Consider the following 18,283-nt stretch of genomic DNA (forward strand, 5'->3'; position numbering starts at 1 on the left):
AACGCCCACTGAAAGGACCCCGTCATCACCACGCTCGACTTCCCGAAGGGCTTCCTCTGGGGCGCCGCCACCGCCGCGCACCAGATCGAGGGCAACAACATCAACTCGAACTGGTGGGTGCACGAGCACGAGCCGGACACCACCATCGTCGAACCCTCCGGCGACGCCGCGGACAGCTACCACCGCTACCGCGACGACATCCGGATCGCCGCCGAGCTCGGCCTGAACTCGTACCGCTTCAGCATCGAGTGGGCGCGCATCGAGCCGGAGCGCGGGTTCGTCAGCCGTGCCGAGATCGACCACTACCGCCGCATGGTCGACGCTTGCCACGAGTTCGGCATCGAGCCGATCGTCACGCTCATGCACTTCACGGTGCCCCGCTGGTTCGAGCGCGACGGCTTCTGGCGCGCCCCTGACGCCGCCGACCTGTTCGCCCGGTACACGGAAGCGGCGCTCCCCGTGGTGTCCGACGGCGTCCGGTACGTCTGCACGATCAACGAGCCGAACATCGCGGCGATGCTCGCCGGCGGCGAGGACGCGTCGAACCTCGTTGCCTACGGCCTGCCGAACCCGGACCTCGGCGTCGCCGACGCCCTGCTGGCCAGCCACAAGCGGTCGCGCGAGGTGCTGGGACAGGTGTCGGGCCTCCAGTCCGGGTGGACCGTCGCGACCCAGGCCTTCACGTCGACCGGCGAGCCCGGCGCGGACGCGATGCTCCGCGAGTACGGGTACCCGCGCGACGACTGGTACCTCGAGAACGCTGCCGGCGACGACTTCCTCGGCGTGCAGGCGTACACCCGGACCTTCATCGGCGCTTCCGGTCCGTTGCCCGTGGCGGACGACGTCGAGACGACCCTGACCGGCTGGGAGTTCTACCCCGAGGCCTCAGCCGACGGGCTGCGCAGCGCGTGGGAGCTCTCCGGCGGCGTCCCGCTGATGATCACCGAGAACGGTATCGCCACCGCCGACGACACCCGTCGGCAGGCGTACACGCAGGGCGCCCTCGAGGGCATCCACCGCTGCATCGAGGACGGCATCGAGGTCCTCGGCTACCAGCACTGGTCGCTCCTCGACAACTACGAGTGGGCGTCCGGCTTCCGACCGACCTTCGGCCTGGTGTCGTGGGACCCGGAGACGTTCGAGCGCACACCGAAGGACTCGGCTCGCTGGTACGGGAAGGTCGCACAGGCGAACGCCCTCGAGACGGCGGAGTAGCCCGCGCGCTCGATCAGCTGCCCGAGTAGTAGTGCGCCAACTGCTCCGCGACCGCACGGTCGCGGAGCAGTTCTGCGCGCGCGGTGGCGGTCGAGCCCTCGTCGTCCTCGGCGTTCACGTCGACGTCGAGTGCGAGCACCGACCGCACGGTGTCCAGGTCGCCGGAGTCGACCGCGGCGATCAGCAGGGTCGCGCCCCGTGAGCCGAGCGCCCTGGTGTCCGCGCCCGCGGCGGCGAGCGACCGCACGATCGCGGCGTGGCCACCCCAGGCGGCGCGGACGATCGGCGGGTTGCCGTCGGTGTCCCGCGCCTCCAGGTCGGCACCCGCAGCGACGAGCACGTCGATCGCCCGACGTGCGTCGCGGTCGATCGCCAGCGTCAGCGGCGTCCGCCCCTCGGCGTCCGTGAGCTGCAGCGACGCACCGCGGTGGAGGAGCTCCTCGAGCATCTCGGGCCGGTCGAACCACGCGGCGGCGTGCAGCGGGGCGAACCCCCAGCGCGGGTCGACGTCGTCGACGTCGCTCGCGTCGTCGGCCAGGTGCAGCCCGCCCAGGTCGCCGTACGCGGCGGCACGCACCACCTCGGTGGCGTACTCGACCCAGCCGTCGGGCACCGGGCCGTGCCACCCACGGGCCGGCCGCGCGTCGAGCTCCGTGTAGACGGACTCGGGGACGCTCCGGATCGCGACCCGGACGCCACGGAAGCGGATCGCCACCTCGCCGACGGGGGAGACGAGCAGACGGAGCTCCCACTGGTCGAGCTCGTGCAGGTACTCCAACTCGCCGCGCACCACGTGGGCGTCCCCGGCGAGCAGCGCCGCGGGGTCGGTTCCCGGGGGATCGACGACCGCGTCACGAAGGCGGAGAGTGACCCTGGCGTGGTTCCACCGACGCCACAGGCCGTCGGGTGTGTCGAGCACCTCGTCGTTGCGGACGATCACCTCGGTGTGCACGACCACGGGGTCGGGAACGCCGTGGCCCGGCAGGTCGACGGTCGTCGCGGTGTCGTCGTCATCGTCGTCGTCCGGGTGCTCGAGGTCCGGGTGCTCGACGTCCCAGCGCGCGATGCGGGAGTCGGTCCACTTGACGGTCAGGAGCGCGGCGACGGCCGGGGGAGCGTCCTCGAGCACGCGGGCGACGTGTTCCCGCTGTCCGTCGAAGTCCTCGAGGGAGACGTAGCCCACGGACGGCCAGTTCACTCGACTCCATCGCACGGGTCGACACTACCCGGCGGACACCCGACGCCCACGGGCTCGCCGATCGGCGGGCCCGCGCTGCAGCAGTCGGGTGGCGGGGCGGTCGATCGTCCACCACACCACGACCGAGGCTGCAACCGCTGCGACCAGTGCTCCGATGGTGGCGACCACCGGCGCTGCCGCGCCCGAGACGCCCGCAGCGACGACGGCGACCGTGGCCGGAGCGACGATGGGGTGCGTCAGGTAGAGCGCGTACGAGGCGTCACCGAGCGTGCGTCCGACCGGGCCGACCCGAGGGCCCAGCAGGGGCTCGCTCGCCACCGTCACCAGCAGGACCACCGTGGCGAGCGGCAGCAGTGCGAGGCCCGGGAGCGATGCCCCCGCCACCGCGCCGACGGCCAGCCAGAGCGCGATGATCGCTGCGAGCCGGACCAGGAGCGCTCGGGTGGTCCGGTCGAGCGCCCAGGTCCCGACGGCCATCCCGACCAGGAAGCAGAGGACGAACCGGTTGGCGTGGAACTGCCACGTCGGCCATCCCTCGGGCCCGCGGAACGCCGAGGCGACCGCCAGGCCGGTGAACACGACGACGGCGAGTCGGAACGGGTCGGTGCGGGCGGCGAGGGCGATCGTCACGACCAGGTAGAAGAGCAGTTCGAACGAGAGCGTCCAGGTGACCGTGTAGAACGGCTCGACGACCGCGTCCGGACCGCGGCCCGGCAGGAACAGGTACGACAGCGCGATGTACGTCGGGGACGACGACGTGCGCTCGAGGGTCGCCGGAGCGACCACCATCATGAGCAGCTTCACCGTCATCACGGCCCACGCGAGCGGGAGGATCCTGACCAGGCGACGGCGCAGGAAGCCCCACGCGGTCGGCTGCGGAGTGCGTCGCGTGACCACGACGGCCACAAACCCGCTGATCGCGAAGAACACCGTGACGCCGATCTGCCCGGTCGGCACATCCGCCAGGGGTGTGTCGAGTCGCGCGTGCAGGTAGGTCGGCACGTGGGAGCAGACGACCAGGAGCGCGGCGACGAACCGCAGCACCTGGACGCCGGTGAACGTCGGTCGCGGGGTGGCCATGACCCCACACTGTGGCCAACGCCGTCTCGGAGGCCAGTTGTCCACATGTTGTATTCCACATGAGCATAGCTCGTAGGCCTCGCATCTGCCATGAATACCGAGGATTACTCCGAACGCCCGGACCTGTCGCAGGCTGGCCGGATGCACCTCACCGCACCTCCCCCTGGTACCACCGCGCGAGCTCGCGTGTCCCGTCGTCACCGCGGCTTCGCAGCCGCCGCGATCGCCGGGGTCGCGCTCGTCGCCGTCCTCTCGGATCCGACGGAGCCCCGCGCCGCCCGCGCCGCGGCTCCGACGGCCATCCCGACGATCCGCCCGGTCGGCGGCAGCGGTCTCTTCGGTCCGGACCAACAGCCCCGCTTCGCGATCGGAGGTGTCGAACGTGCCGCCGACGTCTCCTGGAAGATCAACGACACCACGGGGACCATCGTCGAGTCGGGCTCCGGGCGCTCAGCCGTCCAGTCGGTCGAGGTGCATCCCGCGCGCGACCTCCCCTCGGGCACCTACCGGCTCACCGTCAACGCTCCGGGCGGCGCCACCGCGTCGTACCGCTTCCTCCGGACCCTCGCCGGTCCCGCGGCCCAGGACCCGTACTTCGGCCTGGGCGTCAACCCGGTGTCGGGCGCGCTCCCCACGCTCGATGCCCTCGGCGCCGGCACCTACCGGCAGGACCTGCAGTGGAGCGCCGTCGAGAAGGTCGCCGGGACCTTCGACTTCGCCGCCGTCGACGCCCGGATCGACCCGATCGTGCGCGATCGCGGCGTCCGCCCGCTGTTCGTCCTCGACTACGGCCACGTCGCGTACACCGGCGGGGCGATGGTGCCGCCGGACATGGCCAAGCCGGCCCAAGCCGCGGCATGGAAGCGCTACGTCCGCGAGACCGTCACGCACATGCGGGCGCGGCACCCCGACGCCGACCTGTCGTACGAGGTCTGGAACGAGTGGACGAACAACCACGGAGCCCTCCCGGACACCCCGGCGGCGTACATCGCGCTCGCGAGCGTCACGGCAGCGGTCATCCGGGACGCCGACCCCACGGCCACGATCGTCGGACCGACCCAGAACTCGGTGTCCGCGAAGGAGCGTGCTTGGCTCGCCGACTGGTTCACCGCCGGCGGGGCCGACCACGTCGACGCCGTCAGCGTGCACCCGTACAGCAACCCGTGGGCGCCAGAGGCGTGCGCCGAGACCAGTCCGTGCATCGAGGACGCACTCGCGTGGCTCCGGAAGACGGCCGACCTGCACCCGCGCGCCGACGGGACGCCGCTGCCCATCTGGATCACCGAGGTCGGGTGGCCGACGCGGTTCGGTGGTGCCGGGTGGGTCCAACCCGAGGACCAGACCGCGTACATCCTGCGCACCTACGGCATCGCAGCGCGGTACGGCGTCGAACGGCTGTACCTGTTCGAGATGGCCGAACCCACACTCGCCGACCCGAACGGCCTCGCCCGGACCTTCGGGCTGACCGGCACCCCGGCCAGTGGGTACGAACCGAAGACCTCGGCCGCCGGTTGGGCGACCACGCAACGCGTCCTGGCCGGCAAGCGGTTCGTGGCGGAGCACCGGTCCGGTGCCGTGCGGCACATGCGGTTCACCTCGCCCGACGGCAAGCACCACACCCGTATCGTCTGGCAGTCGTCGTCGCAGTCCGGGTCGACGTCCGTCCGGGTCTCGCTCCGGGGGACCGGGCGGCTCGTGGAGCCCACCGGATCGGAGCGGCCGATCACCGGGTCCGGCGGCAAGCTCGACATGTCCGCCAAGTGGATCCCGCGCTTCGTCGTCTGGGACGAGTAACCCCGAACAGCCCCGCCGGGACTCCGGCGGGGCTGTCGTCCCGCACGTCGGGTCAGGCGACGCGCGGAGTCGTGGTCGGGTCGAACGGGTGCCGGACGCCGTGGTCGTCGAGTCCGTGCCAGCCTTGCCATCGCCCACGGAGCTGTGCCCGCTGGAACCGCAGACCATCGCGGTCTCGTCGCACCCGGGCCACGAACACGGCAGCCACCGACCGTGCGATCCAGTACGCGGCCTGTCCGCGGAGCCCGTGCTTCCGGAGGACCCGCCCGAAACCACGGTTGTACCGCAGGACCTTCGCCAGGGTCTCGTCCGTCATGCCGTCGAGGCGGAAGTCGCCGTGGCGGACCGTCGTGTCCGGCATGTAGTGGATCCGTGCGCCGTTCCGGAGTGCCCGGATGACGAGATCGTTCTCCTCCCCGGAGCCGAACGGGGTTGCCGAACCGGTGCCGAGCGCGACGTCGAACACCCCGTTCTGCTCGATCAGCTCCCGTCGCAGGAAGATGCCAGCCGCGACGATCGTCCGCGGGACACGCCAGCTCGTCACCCTGCTCGGACGGCGCTGCCAGCGGAGCATGGTGCCGCTGTCGTCGGCGGCACGGCAGGGGATCGCAGCGCCGTCGAGGTGTTGCTCGTCGAAGCGCTCGGAGAGCAGCTCGAGCACGCCGTCGTCGAACCAGCAGTCGTCGTCGGGGAACGCGACGATGTCCCCCCGCAGCACCGCGAGCCCTCGGTTGCGCCCGCGACTCACACCGCGGACCACCGGCTCGTGGACGTGTTCGGCGTGGCCGGCGTCGACGAGGTCCTGCAGGAACGGGAGCGCATCCGGTTCGGGGCGCTGTTCCACGACCGTCACGAAGACGGGCACGCTCGCGCGGCGGATGGACTCGAGGCACCGTTCGATGTGCTCGGGTGGGCGGATCGTCGAGATGACCAGGTGGAACCGGTGGGCTTTCTCCGTTGCGAGGGTCATGCCGGCACCCCGTCCGGGAACAGCAGATCAGCGGTGGAACGCAGACCACGCTTCCAGGCCAGCAGCTCGCGCCGGACGCCCTCGAGCCGTTCCTGCTGTGCGGACACGGCTCCGCGGGCTTCCGCCAGGGCCCTGTCCGCGTCGTGCATGGCGAGCGCCAGGTCGTCCGCGGTGTGCCCCACGGTGATCGGTGCCGGGTGGCCGGTCAGGCTGGCCCAGAAGTCGTCGCACTTCGAGGCGTACGACAGCGGCACGGTGGGGACGTCGAGCGCGACCGCAGCGACGGCACCGTGCAGACGCTCGGAGACGACGAGGTCGCAGCCCGCGATCACCGACATCGTCTCGGCGACGTCGGTGTACTCGTGGACGACCGACGGGGTCCGGAGTCGCTCGGACAGCGTTCGTGCGACTGCCCGGTCGGGGAGGGACAGGGCGAACACCACCACCTGGTCGGCTCCGGTGGCACGCGCGTGCGCGTCCACCGCGGCGGCCACGGTCTCGAGGTCGAACCGCGAGGTCGGGTCCGACCCGAGGCTCACGCCGATCCGGCGCTCGCCGGGGGCGCCGGCGGGCTGCACCGGCCGGACGAGCGGGTAGAGGAGCGCCGGATCGCCGCTGACCGAGACCGGACCGAGGTGCGTCGTGACCTGGTCCTCGGTGATCGGGCCGCGGACGCCGGCGATGCGCAGGCAGTCCAGGTCGCGCCAGGCGTCCCAGTGCTGGCGGTGGCCGCCGAGCGAGTGTGCGTCCGAGCTCGCTGCGGTCCCGAGACCGACGCCGATGATCCCTGCCGCGCCGTAGTTCCGGACCGCACGTCGCGCGTGGTGCGCCCAGGCCGCGAACCCGACGGTGGTACCGCCGCCGATCAGGACCACGCGCTCGGACCGGAGCATCCGCAGCCGATCGCGACCGAAGCGCGCCGCCCCGCGGAGGTAGTCGCGGGTGTTCAACGGGGCCTCGACCTCGAGCGGGTCGTCGAGGGCTGCGCGCCAGGTCTCGTGCAGCAGGTCGTCGCCGAAGTTCGCGTTCCCCTGCCAGCCCAGGTAGACGAGCGAACGGCGGTCGGATCGGGTCACAGTGGGTCCTTCGAGGAGAGGCGGGCTCGGGAAGCGCGGCGGGGGCTCTCGCTCACCGGCGCGGACGGCTCGTAGTTGTAGTAGGTCTTCGCCCGCCGCTGCACCGGGAGCCGGTTGACGACGAGGCCGAGCAGCCGGGCGCCGACCTGCTGCACCGTCCGCTCGGCCGCGGTGAAGTCGGCACGCTTCGTCTGGCCGTTCACGCTCACCACGAGCAGCACGCCGGAGCAGATCGCACCGAGCACGGCCGGGTCGGTCACCGGGAGCATCGGCGGCGCGTCGACGATCACGTACTCGTAGCGGGACTCGAGGTCGCGGACGAGGGCGACCATCCGGCTCGAGCTGAGGAGCTCGCTGGGGTTCGGCGGGACGCGGCCTGCGGCGAGGACGTGCAGCGGGTTGTCGGACCCGACTTCTTGGATGGCGTCGTCCAGATCGACTTGACGCGTCAGCACCGTGGAGAGCCCGACCCGACTCTCGATCCCCAGGTAGATCCCGGTGGTCGGGCGTCGGAGGTCGGCGTCGACGAGGATCACCTTCGAGCCGTTCTGCGCGAGCATGAGCGCCAGGTTGACGGCCGTTGACGACTTGCCCTCACCCGGGGTCGAGCTCGTGACGACGATGCTCTGCGCGTCGCCGTCGAGGTTCGTGTACGTCAGGTGCGTCCGGAGCTGCCGGAACGCCTCTGCACGCGTGCTGTAGCGGTTGTCCACGGAGACGAGCGGCTGCTTCGCGATCGTCTCGTCCACCGCGAACTCGCCGAGGACGCTCGCGTCGGTGAGTCGTCGGAGCGCCTCGAACGAGCGGAGCCGGGTGTCGAGGACTTCACGCAGCACGGCCTGTGCGACGCCGAGCGCGAGTCCGGCGAGGACGCCGATGGCGAGGTTCACCGCGAGCCGCGGTGCGAACGGCGCGCTCGGTGCGGTCGCGCGCTGGAAGACGCTGAGGTGCACGAGATCGCTCGCCGACGACGCGGACCGCTCGACCCGGTCGACGACCTTCACGAGCTGGTCGGTCACGGCGTTGGCGATCGCCGCGGCCTGCGTCGGGGACGAGTCGGTCGCGCTGATCGAGATGAGCACGGTGTCACGCTTCGACTCGGCCGTGACCACCCGGCCCAGCCCGGAGCCCGGGGGGAGTCCGAGCTGTTTCGCCGCCTGCCCGAGGACCTGCGGAGTGACGGCCAGCGCCTCGTACGACTTGACCCGCGCCGCCGAGAAGGTGTTGCCCTGGCTGAGGTCGGCGACCGAGGCGCCGCCGGCGACGGACACGAACACCTCGCTCGTCGCGCGGTACTGCGGGGGTTGGACGGCGGACCCGGCAGCGGCGACCCCGGTGGCCAGCACCAGCACGGCCGCGATCGAGAGCCAGCGGTGCCGGAGCACGTCGATGAACTGCGCGAGCGTCATCCAGGACCTTTCCTTCGTGCTGCCCGATGTGTGATACTCGATCGTACTCAATCTGAAATATCAAAACAACTGCGATGTGAAAGGCGCTTCATGACCGTGCTCGGGACCGCGCTCGTCGCAGCGCTCGGTGTCGCCCTGTCGATCCGCCGGGAGTGGCTGCCGGTCGTCATCGGTGTGGCGGCAGGGCTGCCGTACTCAGCGGGTGTCGTCGTCGGCGGCAACGGCGTTCCGCTCTTCACCGTGGCCGCCGCGGCGTCGGCCGTCGCGCTGCTCAGCACTCCGCGCCTCGGGACCGCGCACTGGAGCGCGAACGCGTTCGCGGTCTTCGTCGCCTGGGCCACGATCGTCACAGCACTCGCACCGTGGCTCTTCGCCGGCACCCGTGTGCTCGTCGCCCGCGGTGGGGTCGACCGTCAGGTGGCGGATCCCGGAGTGCTCGCGTACTCGGTCAGCAACGGCGCGCAGCTCGGGTACCTGCTGCTGGCGGCGTGCGCAGCGCTCTACCTCGTGCGGGTCCGCGGTGCCGTCGTCGCGGCCGGGGTCGCGCTGACCGTGGGCACGGTCCTGACGACCGTCCGCGGACTCCTGCTCGCGGTGCGCGCAGACGTCCTCGCGCCGGTCTTCGACACGCTGCCGAACGTCGCCTACGCCTGGACCACGCCGGACGACCGACTGCGCGGTGTGTTCAGCGAGCCCAGCGAGCTCGCGGCGTTCTCGCTGCCCGCGGCCGCGTTCTTCGTCGTGGCGGCGCTCCGTGCCCGGGGCCGGTCGCGCTTCCTGTGGTCCGTCGCGTGCGCCCTGGCGTGCTCCAACCTCCTGCAGGCATCGTCGGGGACCGCCGTGGTCGCGTCCGCCGTGGTCATCGGCCTCGGCGTCGTCGTGCTCGCCGTCCGGTACGTCCTCCGGGGCGGTGTCGGTACCCCGTGGCTCGTGATCGGCACGCTCACGGCCGCCGTCGTGGCCCTCGTCGCCGGTGACCACCTGCTGGCTCCGATCCAGGAGCTCGTGGCCGAGAAGGTGGACAGCAAGTCCTACGACTCCCGGACCGGCGCGGACGCGTTCAGCTGGGGCGTCCTGTCCGACACGCTCGGGATGGGGGCGGGGCTCGGCAGCAACCGCCCGTCGTCGTTCGGCATGTCGCTCCTCTCCACGGTCGGCATCCCCGGAGCAGCGGCCTTCGCCGTGATGGTGTCCGGGGTGCTCGTCACCGCGATCCGCACCCCGGCCACGGTCGCGCCCGCTGTCGCACTCGGGGCCCTGGTGGTCGCCAAGTTCGTCGGCACGCCGGACTTCTCGACGCCGATCCTCTGGGTACTGGTCGCGGCCTGCGCCGTGCCGACCTGGACCAGGCACCGGGAGCACTCGGCCCCCGTGCCCATCCGGATCCCACCGGGCGCTCCGACCACGACCACACCCGCCCTCGTCTCGTCAGGAGTCCGACCGTGACCGCCATCCTCATCGTCTGCGAGGGGAACGTCTGCCGTTCCCCGTACGTCGAACGTGTGCTGCGGGCACGCCTCGATGCCGTCGCACCTGGCCGGTTCAGCGTGTCGAGTGCCGGCACCGCCGCGGTGGCCGACAGCACGATGTTCCCGCGCTCCGCAGATGCCGTTCGGTGCGGGGGTGGCGATCCCGAGGGCTTCGCCGCGACACCGCTGACCGCAGCCGTGCTCACCGACCACGCGCTCGTGCTCACCCTCGAGCGCGAGCACCGCGCCGCCGTCCTCGACCTCGCGCCGGCGTTGCTCCGACGCACGTTCACCCTCCGCGAGTTCGCTCGCCTCGCTCGCCCCCTGCTGGTGCAGAACGAGGTCCACCCGGGCTTCTGGGACGACTTCCCGCGCCTCGTCGCGCGATCGCGGCTCGCCACCGCCCCGGCCGAGCCCGCAGACGACGACATCACCGATCCGGTCCGTGGCGACGCGGCCGACCACGAGCGCATGTGCGAGCTGGCGAACGAAGCGATCGCCGTCCTCGTCGCCTGTGCCGAGCGAGCAACGGAAGGAGCGGACCATGCGCGGACTGTTGGTGCATGAGTGGATCGAGGCCGTCGGTGGCGCCGAGCGGGTCCTCGACGCGATGGCGGACGAGTACCCCGACGCCGACCTCTTCGGGCTCTGGAACGACGCCCCGGACCGATACGTCGGCCGCCGGGTGATCGAGAGCGCGATCGCAGGGACGGCGCTCCGGGGTCGGAAAGCGCTGGCCGTCCCGTTCCTGCCGGCACTCTGGTCACACGGCCTCCGGCACCTGGACGAGTACGACTGGGCCCTCGTCAGCTCGCACCTGTTCGCGCACCAGGCCCGCGTCCCTGGCGTCGACCCGGCGCAGCAGTTCACCTACGTCCACACCCCGGCCCGGTACCTCTGGAACCCGGAGCTGGACGCTCGTGGCGCGTCGGCCGCCGCGAGCATCGCAGGGCCGATCCTCCGGGCGGTCGACCGCGGTCGCGCTCGCGGTCTGCGCAACGTCGCTGCGAACAGCCGGTTCGTGCAGCAGCGCATCCGCGACAGCTGGGGCGTCGACTCGGTGGTCATCCACCCGCCGGTCGGTGTCGAACGACTCACCGCCGTCGACGACTGGTCGGACGTGCTGGGCGACTGTGATCGGGCCGTGCTCGAAACCCTGCCGGTGGGCTTCGTGCTCGGCGCTTCGCGGTTCGTGCCCTACAAGCGGCTCGACCTCGTCATCGAGGCTGGTCGCGCGTCGGGGCGTCCGGTGGTGCTCGCGGGCGACGGGCCCGACCTCGAGCGACTGCAGGACCTCGCGCAGTCGTCCGGTGCGGATGTCCGGTTCGTCGTCCGTCCGTCGGACGCACTCCTCGCCGCCCTGCTGCAGCGCGCCGCCGTCTACGTCTTCCCGCCGGTCGAGGACTTCGGGATCATGCCCGTCGAGGCCATGGCGGTCGGCACCCCGGTCGTCGTGAACGCCGCAGGTGGCGCGTGCGACTCCGTCGAGCCCGGCCGCAGTGGCATCGTGCTCGACGACTTCGCGGACGCCAGCCTGCGATGGGCCGTCGACGCGGCGGCCGGGCTCGACCCTTCCGCGTGCCGACGGCGCTCCGAGGCCTTCTCGACGGCGCGCTTCCAGCGCGAGATCGCCGCGTGGACGGGTATCCGCAGCGCGTCGCGCGTGTGACGGCGCAGCGGCCAGGAGGCCCGGCACGGGTTCCGCAGATCGGCTGACGGGGCGACGCACGAACGTCCAGTGCCGTCGCCGTGCGTCATTGCGCGGCGGCGAGCAGGACGTCCTCGATCTGGGCGACCACATGGGGCAGTGCGAACCGCGTGACGGTCTGACGGCCGTTCTCCGCGAGCCGGGCACGGGCCTCCCGGTCGGCCGTCAGCCGCACCAAGGCGGACGCGAGCGCCTCGACGTCGCCGGGCGGGACGAGCAGGCCGTCGTGGCCGTCCGTGACGACCTCGGCGGGGCCGCCCGCGTCGGCGGCGATCACGGGTCGACCGAGTGCCATCGCCTCGATGACGACCTGGCCGAACGGTTCCGGGCGGGTGCTGGCGTGGACGACGACGTCGCACGCGGCGATCTCGGCGACCACGTCGCTCTGGTGGCCGCGGAAGTCCACCATGTCGGCGATGCCGAGCTCAGTGGCGAGCCCGCGGAGCACACGCTCGAACGCCTCGTCAGCCCCGAAGTGGGCCGCACCGACGAGCCGCAGGCGGGTCGAGGGTGCGAGGCCGGCTGCCCGAGCAGCGGCGAACGCGCGGAGCACGACGTCCTGCCCCTTCCACGGGGTCAGGCGCCCGACCATGCCGATCGTGGGCTCCGTGTCGGCCCGTGGTGGGACGGCGTCCGGCACCGCTGTCGGGCAACCGATGACGGTCACTTGCCGCCTCGGACGTCCGAGTGACCGCGCGGTGGTCCGTGAGTTCGCGATCACGGTGCGGGGGAGCAGCGCGAGGGCTGTGCGGAGCAGCGCTGTGTTGGCTCGCGATGACCCCGTGCTGCCGACGACGTCGTGCGCATGGGCGACGACCGGGATCCCCGCGAGTCGTCCGGCGATGCCGCCGTAGACGTGCGCCTTCGCGGAATGCGTCGTGATGACGTCGACGCCCGAACGCTGCAGGGTGCGGACGAGTTCGCGGGTCGTGCGCATGGTCGACGCGGCCTTCGTGAGCAGCCCGCTCGAGGCATCGACGCCGTGGTGGCGGACAGCGGCGTCCAGCGCGACCACCTCGTACCGGACCCCCGCGCTCGCCAGTACCTGTTCGAGTGGACCGTGCTCTCCGAGGACGACGACCGGTTCGATCCGGATGCTCGCGGCCGTCACGCGGGCGACGAAGAGCTCGGCGCCTGAGCGAGCCGCACTGTGGCTGAGGAAGGCCACCACGGGCCGCGGGTTGCTTGTCACACATGCAGCATATCGCGTATTGTATAGAACGTGACATACGAATGTCATGGGCTCGACGGAGTGCCCGCAACCGCCCACACCACGAGAACGGAACCGTCATGATGACGACCCCCATCCCCCCGATCCGCCGCTTGCTCGTCACCGGGCTCGCCGTCGTCGGCGTCCTCGGCGCACTGACTGCCTGCTCCGGGGACGGCGCCGACAAGACAACGGCCAAGCCGAGCGCGAGTGCGAGCACGAAGGCGAAGGCGGACAGCGAGCAGTTCAGCAACCCGCCCGCCGACATCGAGAAGACGAAGGCCGAGTGCACGGACGGCAAGGCCGTCATCGACCAGGCGAACAAGGACGTCACCCTCGGCGACTGCGCGTCGGTGGAGATCACGGCGGGCAACGCCGTGGTGCACCTCGGCAACGTCGAGAAGCTGGTCGTCTCGGGTTCGATCAACGACGTCTCTGCGAAGACCGTCGGTTCGGTGCGCGTCGAGACCGACGGCAACCGCGTCACCTCGGACAACAAGCCGAAGGTCGACGACCAGGGCACGGCGAACGTCTTCGTCACCCGCTGACCCGCTCCTCTGCAGAAGCCGCCGGCCTTGAGGCCGGCGGCTTCTGCGTTGCCCCGACCGAACGTGCACGCGGGGATGTGGGAAGGGCGCCCCTCCTGGTGGAGGGGCGCCCTTCGGTGTTGCTGGTCGGTGTTACTGCGTCACTGTGATGGTGCGCTGATCGGCGGGGCCGTTGAGGTTGCCCTTCGTGATCTGCTTGGTGAACAGGGTGTAGTCCTGCGGGCGCAGGGTCCGGTCGACGGTGATCGACCAGGAACCCTCGTCGTTCACCGTGGCGGAGCCGAGGCGGCTGACAGTGCCGTTGAGGACCACCTTCGCGTCGGGCTCACCGGTGCCGGTGAACACGATCTGGTTCCCCGGAACGATCCCGCCGTTCAGGGGAGAGGTGATCGTGAGCGCGGCGGGGGTGCCGTAGTCCAGGGTCACGGTCTTCGGAGCGGACTCCTTGCCCTTGACGGTCTGGGTGACGGTGAAGGTGCGCTCACCGGAGACGGTCGCGGGGACCTGGACGGTGTAGGTGCTGTCGACGGCCTTGACGCTCTCGATGACGGTGGAGCCCTCCTTCACGATGACGTCGGCACCGTTCTGCGCCGCGCCCGTGATGAACGCCTCCTGCTCGACCTCGTCCGGGAACTTGCCCGCCGCGGTCAGCTCCGTGATCTGCTCGTTCCGCACCACAACGGTGATGTCGGCTCGCTGGGTCAGTCCGCCCTTGCTGGTCTGGAGTGCGTGGAGGGCGTAGAGGTTGGGGTTGAGCTGGCGGGTGACGTTCACGGTCCACGCGCCGTCGGTGATCTTGGTGTCACCGATGGAGGACGTGTTGCCGCGCATATCGAGCTTCGCGCCGGTCGCGCCGGTGCCGGTGAAGCGGATCGAGCCGTTGGTGACGGTCGCGCCGTTCTCCGGGGACGTGATCACGGGGGCTGCGGGGTTGCCGTAGTCCAGGGAACGCTCCAGTGCGGGCGAGACGGTGCCCTTCACAGTCTGGGTGACGGTGAACTCGTTGACACCGAAGTGCGCCTTGTTCGCCGGGATCGTGATCGTGTAGCTGCCGTTGATCGCGACCGTGGAGCCGACCAGCTGGCCGTCCTTGGTCTTGACCGTGACGGTCGCGCCGGGGTTCGCGGTGCCCGTCATCGTGGCCGGCAGGTTCTCGTCCGTTGTGTTGAACGCGGCGGTCGCGGTCAGCGGAGCAACCGGCGCCTCGTTCTTGACGGTGACGGTGATGTCGGCTCGCTGGGTGAGGCCGCCCTTGCTGGTCTGGAGTGCGTGGAGGGCGTAGAGGTTGGGGTTGAGCTGGCGGGTGACGTCCACGGTCCACGCGCCGTCGGTGATCTTGGTGTCACCGATGGAGGACGTGTTGCCGCGCATATCGAGCTTCGCGCCGGTCGCGCCGGTGCCGGTGAAGCGGATCGAGCCGTTGGTGACGGTCGCGCCGTTCTCCGGGGACGTGATCACGGGGGCTGCGGGGTTGCCGTAGTCCAGGGAACGCTCCAGTGCGGGCGAGACGGTGCCCTTCACAGTCTGGGTGACGGTGAACTCGTTGACACCGAAGTGCGCCTTGTTCGCGGGGATCGTGATCGTGTAGCTGCCGTTGATCGCGACCGTGGAGCCGACCAGCTGGCCGTCCTTGGTCTTGACCGTGACGGTCGCGCCGGGGTTCGCGGTGCCCGTCATCGTGGCCGGCAGGTTCTCGTCCGTTGTGTTGAACGCGGCGGTCGCGGTCAGCGGAGCAACCGGCGCCTCGTTCTTGACGGTGACGGTGATGTCGGCTCGCTGGGTGAGGCCGCCCTTGCTGGTCTGGAGTGCGTGGAGGGCGTAGAGGTTGGGGTTGAGCTGGCGGGTGACGTTCACGGTCCACGCGCCGTCGGTGATCTTGGTGTCACCGATGGAGGACGTGTTGCCGCGCATATCGAGCTTCGCGCCGGTCGCGCCGGTGCCGGTGAAGCGGATCGAGCCGTTGGTGACGGTCGCGCCGTTCTCCGGGGACGTGATCACGGGGGCTGCGGGGTTGCCGTAGTCCAGGGAACGCTCCAGTGCGGGCGAGACGGTGCCCTTCACAGTCTGGGTGACGGTGAACTCGTTGACACCGAAGTGCGCCTTGTTCGCGGGGATCGTGATCGTGTAGCTGCCGTTGATCGCGACCGTGGAGCCGACCAGCTGGCCGTCCTTGGTCTTGACCGTGACGGTCGCGCCGGGGTTCGCGGTGCCCGTCATCGTGGCCGGCAGGTTCTCGTCCGTTGTGTTGAACGCGGCGGTCGCGGTCAGCGGAGCAACCGGCGCCTCGTCGGTGATCGTGATCGTGATCGGCGCCTGGGTGGTGAGGCCACCCTTGGTGGTCTGCACCGCGCGGAGGTTGTAAACGTTGTTCGACAGGTCCACGGTCACCGGAGCAGTCCAGCGACCGTCCTTGACGGTACCGGTCGCGATTGCGCGGACACTGCCACGGACATCGATGCGGGCATCCTCGTCACCGGTACCGGTGAAGGTCAGCCCGTTCTTGTTGACGGTCGCACCGTTCGCGGGGCTGGTGATCCGGATGGGCTGCGGGGTTCCGTAGTCCAGGGACACGTTCTCTGCGGGGGACGTGGTGCCGTCCTTGGTCTGCGTGACCGTGAAGTCGTTCACACCCGGACGGGCGAACGAGGGGGGAACCGGGATGACGTACTTGCCGTCCACAGCCTCGGTGCGGCCGACCTCGTTGTTCAGACTGTCCCGCACGATGACGGTCGCGCCGGTGGTCGCGTCGCCGAAGATCTCGGCAGGCTTGGTGTAGTCCGGCAGGAATCGACCGTCCGCGGTCAGCTCCGTCGTCAGCGGGTTCGTCGCGACGATGAAGGACACGGGCGCCGTCGACGACTCGCCCTGCAGCGGCTTCTGCGTGACGACGAAGTCGTGCGGGCCATCAGCGATGTCCGTGTTCGCGGGGACAGACCAGGTGCCGTCGGTGACGGTCGTGGTCCCGATCAGGGTGTCGTCCTCGTCGCGCACCTCGATCGTCGCGCCCTCGTCACCGGTGCCGGAGAACACCGGACGCTTCTGGTCGACCGTCGAGCCGTCCGCGGGCGTGGTGACGACCAGCGGCGCCGGAGCAGGCGCTTCCGCCGACTCGATCGTGGTCCGCGTGCTGCTGGAAGTGTTGAAGGACCCCTCCACAGCGGTGCCCTCGAGCTTCGTGGTCATCGAGGACGTGCCCTCGGCAGCATCCGCAGGGGTCACGACGTCGATGTCCCACCGCAGCAGGGACGCGTCCGGGAGCGTCCAGGTGCCGCTGGTCGGCTTGAACGTGTAGGTGTACGTCTTGCCGTCCATCGACAGATCCCCACCGGTGAGGGTCGCAGAACGGTTCGCCCAGTCCTCGCCAAGCTTCTTGTAGGAGCCCTCGATGGTGTTCTGCCCTTCGGCGAACGTGGTGCCCTCGGGCGCGGTGAACGTCACCTGCGCATCCGGACGCGAGACGTCACCCTTGGTCTCGAACAGTGCTTGCACCTTGGTTCGCTCACCACGCTCGAGCGTTGCGGCGGGGCCGTCCTGCCCGACGATCGCAGCGTCGTTGATCGTGACCGTGACCGGCTTCGAATCAACGGTCTCGTTGCCGAGCTTCTGCTCCACGAGCAGGCTGTTCGGGCCCGACTCCAGGCCGGTGACCTCGAGGCTCCAGTCGCCGTCGTCGTTCGCGGTCGTGCTCTGCTCGCCGACGGCGATGGTCGCGCCCGGCGTCGCCGTGCCCTTGAGGACCGCGCTGCCGGCAGCGTGGTCGACCGAGTCAACCGCAGCCGTCAGCTCACGCTGCGCGACCTCGAGGTTCGTGGTCGTCTTCCCCTGGGCGCGGAAGTCCCCCTTGGAGCTGTTGCCGGCGAACACGAAGCCCATCTGGCCCGCGCCCGCAGCGGCGTCCTGGTCCGCGGTGACGTTCACCATGTACCGGTACTGCTCCGGCGCTCCGTGGTTCTCGGTCCACTTCGCGTCGAACGTGATCGTCTTGTCATTGTTGGACAAGCGGCCGTTCGTCAGCGGCATCGAGGTGATCGGACTCCACGCGGCGCCCCCGACAGGACGCCAGCTCGCGTCGATGCGGGTCTGCCCATCGAACGTGGTGCCCTCCGGCGCGTTCAGGACGACGGTGCCGTCCCAGTTCGCGCGGGACTCGTTGTTCTGCACGATCATCGGCAGCCGCGTGCTCTCGCTGCGCGTCAACTCGACCGGGCCCTGGTCGACACCGACGACGGTGCCACCCTCCACGATCGTTACTGTGAGGGGCTTTTCGTCAATCTTGACGTTGTCGACCTTCTGCACCGCAGTGAGCGAGTTCGAACCAGCGGACAGTCCTTCGACCGTCATCGACCAGACTCCGCTGTCCGCTACGTTCACGGTCTTGCTGCCGATCGTGACGGTACCCTTCGGCGTCGCCGTGCCCGACACCACCGCCGTCCTCGCCAAGTTGTTGATCTTCTCGATGCGAGCGGCCAAGGGTGTTTGCAAATCTACAAGCCGACCTGCGTCGTCCGGATTCGTTGTCAATCGCGGCGCGACGTGTGAGTCCCCATTGACGGGGTCGATGTAGGGGACAATATCCTTTCCAGTGTAGTAGCGCGTCCCATTCTTT

13 protein-coding genes are annotated in these 18,283 nt (G+C 70.4%); 6 read left to right on the plus strand and 7 right to left on the minus strand.

Features of this window, described 5'->3' with window-relative positions:
* Positions 1 to 24: 24 nt before the first annotated feature.
* On the plus strand, positions 25 to 1,215 hold the full coding sequence (locus tag ACXKZB_RS02790) for a glycoside hydrolase family 1 protein (protein WP_488825945.1): 1,191 nt from the start codon (positions 25 to 27) through the stop codon (positions 1,213 to 1,215).
* 13 nt (positions 1,216 to 1,228) lie between these two features.
* Here ACXKZB_RS02790 and ACXKZB_RS02795 read toward each other — a convergent pair whose 3' ends face one another.
* Positions 1,229 to 2,428, minus strand: coding sequence for an ankyrin repeat domain-containing protein (locus ACXKZB_RS02795; RefSeq protein ID WP_488824614.1), 1,200 nt, complete (start codon positions 2,426 to 2,428; stop codon positions 1,229 to 1,231).
* Between the two features lie 9 nt (positions 2,429 to 2,437).
* A complete protein-coding gene (locus ACXKZB_RS02800; protein ID WP_488824615.1) occupies positions 2,438 to 3,493 on the minus strand; it encodes an acyltransferase family protein in 1,056 nt (351 codons plus the stop codon).
* Positions 3,494 to 3,679: 186 nt separating this feature from the next.
* Between ACXKZB_RS02800 and ACXKZB_RS02805 the strand changes: the two genes are divergently transcribed.
* Entirely contained in the window at positions 3,680 to 5,287 is a 1,608-nt protein-coding gene (locus ACXKZB_RS02805) for a GH39 family glycosyl hydrolase (protein ID WP_488824616.1), read from the plus strand.
* Positions 5,288 to 5,339: 52 nt separating this feature from the next.
* On the opposite strand, the gene ACXKZB_RS02810 is transcribed toward ACXKZB_RS02805, so the two are convergent.
* The 3 genes from ACXKZB_RS02810 to ACXKZB_RS02820 are packed head-to-tail and all read right to left on the minus strand — an operon-like array spanning position 5,340 to position 8,742.
* Positions 5,340 to 6,257 (minus strand): glycosyltransferase family 2 protein, encoded by a 918-nt coding sequence (locus ACXKZB_RS02810; protein ID WP_488824617.1) that lies wholly within the window; start codon positions 6,255 to 6,257, stop codon positions 5,340 to 5,342.
* Positions 6,254 to 7,333, minus strand: a complete 1,080-nt coding sequence (locus ACXKZB_RS02815; RefSeq protein WP_488824618.1) for a polysaccharide pyruvyl transferase family protein — start codon at positions 7,331 to 7,333, stop codon at positions 6,254 to 6,256. The genes ACXKZB_RS02810 and ACXKZB_RS02815 overlap by 4 nt, the downstream gene beginning before the upstream one ends.
* Positions 7,330 to 8,742, minus strand: coding sequence for a tyrosine-protein kinase domain-containing protein (locus tag ACXKZB_RS02820; protein ID WP_488824619.1), 1,413 nt, complete (start codon positions 8,740 to 8,742; stop codon positions 7,330 to 7,332). Before ACXKZB_RS02820 ends, ACXKZB_RS02815 begins: the two co-directional genes overlap by 4 nt.
* 90 nt (positions 8,743 to 8,832) lie before the next feature.
* Between ACXKZB_RS02820 and ACXKZB_RS02825 the strand changes: the two genes are divergently transcribed.
* The 3 genes from ACXKZB_RS02825 to ACXKZB_RS02835 are packed head-to-tail and all read left to right on the plus strand — an operon-like array spanning position 8,833 to position 11,880.
* Positions 8,833 to 10,188 (plus strand): hypothetical protein, encoded by a 1,356-nt coding sequence (locus ACXKZB_RS02825; protein ID WP_488824620.1) that lies wholly within the window; start codon positions 8,833 to 8,835, stop codon positions 10,186 to 10,188.
* Positions 10,185 to 10,778: an arsenate reductase/protein-tyrosine-phosphatase family protein gene (locus ACXKZB_RS02830; RefSeq protein WP_488824621.1), complete on the plus strand. Its 594-nt coding sequence runs from the start codon at positions 10,185 to 10,187 to the stop codon at positions 10,776 to 10,778. The genes ACXKZB_RS02825 and ACXKZB_RS02830 overlap by 4 nt, the downstream gene beginning before the upstream one ends.
* Entirely contained in the window at positions 10,756 to 11,880 is a 1,125-nt protein-coding gene (locus ACXKZB_RS02835) for a glycosyltransferase (protein WP_488824622.1), read from the plus strand. Before ACXKZB_RS02830 ends, ACXKZB_RS02835 begins: the two co-directional genes overlap by 23 nt.
* A gap of 85 nt (positions 11,881 to 11,965) precedes the next feature.
* Here ACXKZB_RS02835 and ACXKZB_RS02840 read toward each other — a convergent pair whose 3' ends face one another.
* Positions 11,966 to 13,111 carry a glycosyltransferase gene (locus tag ACXKZB_RS02840; RefSeq protein ID WP_488824623.1) on the minus strand — a complete coding sequence of 382 codons (1,146 nt, stop codon included), beginning with the start codon at positions 13,109 to 13,111 and terminating at the stop codon, positions 11,966 to 11,968.
* 98 nt (positions 13,112 to 13,209) lie between these two features.
* Here ACXKZB_RS02840 and ACXKZB_RS02845 point away from each other — a divergent pair, with 98 nt between their 5' ends.
* Positions 13,210 to 13,677 (plus strand): DUF3060 domain-containing protein, encoded by a 468-nt coding sequence (locus ACXKZB_RS02845; RefSeq protein ID WP_488824624.1) that lies wholly within the window; start codon positions 13,210 to 13,212, stop codon positions 13,675 to 13,677.
* A 132-nt stretch (positions 13,678 to 13,809) separates the two neighbouring features.
* Here ACXKZB_RS02845 and ACXKZB_RS02850 read toward each other — a convergent pair whose 3' ends face one another.
* Positions 13,810 to 18,147 (minus strand): Ig-like domain-containing protein, encoded by a 4,338-nt coding sequence (locus tag ACXKZB_RS02850; RefSeq protein ID WP_488824625.1) that lies wholly within the window; start codon positions 18,145 to 18,147, stop codon positions 13,810 to 13,812.
* Positions 18,148 to 18,283: the final 136 nt, after the last annotated feature.

The sequence above is a fragment of the Curtobacterium sp. ABR8 genome (assembly GCF_057812125.1).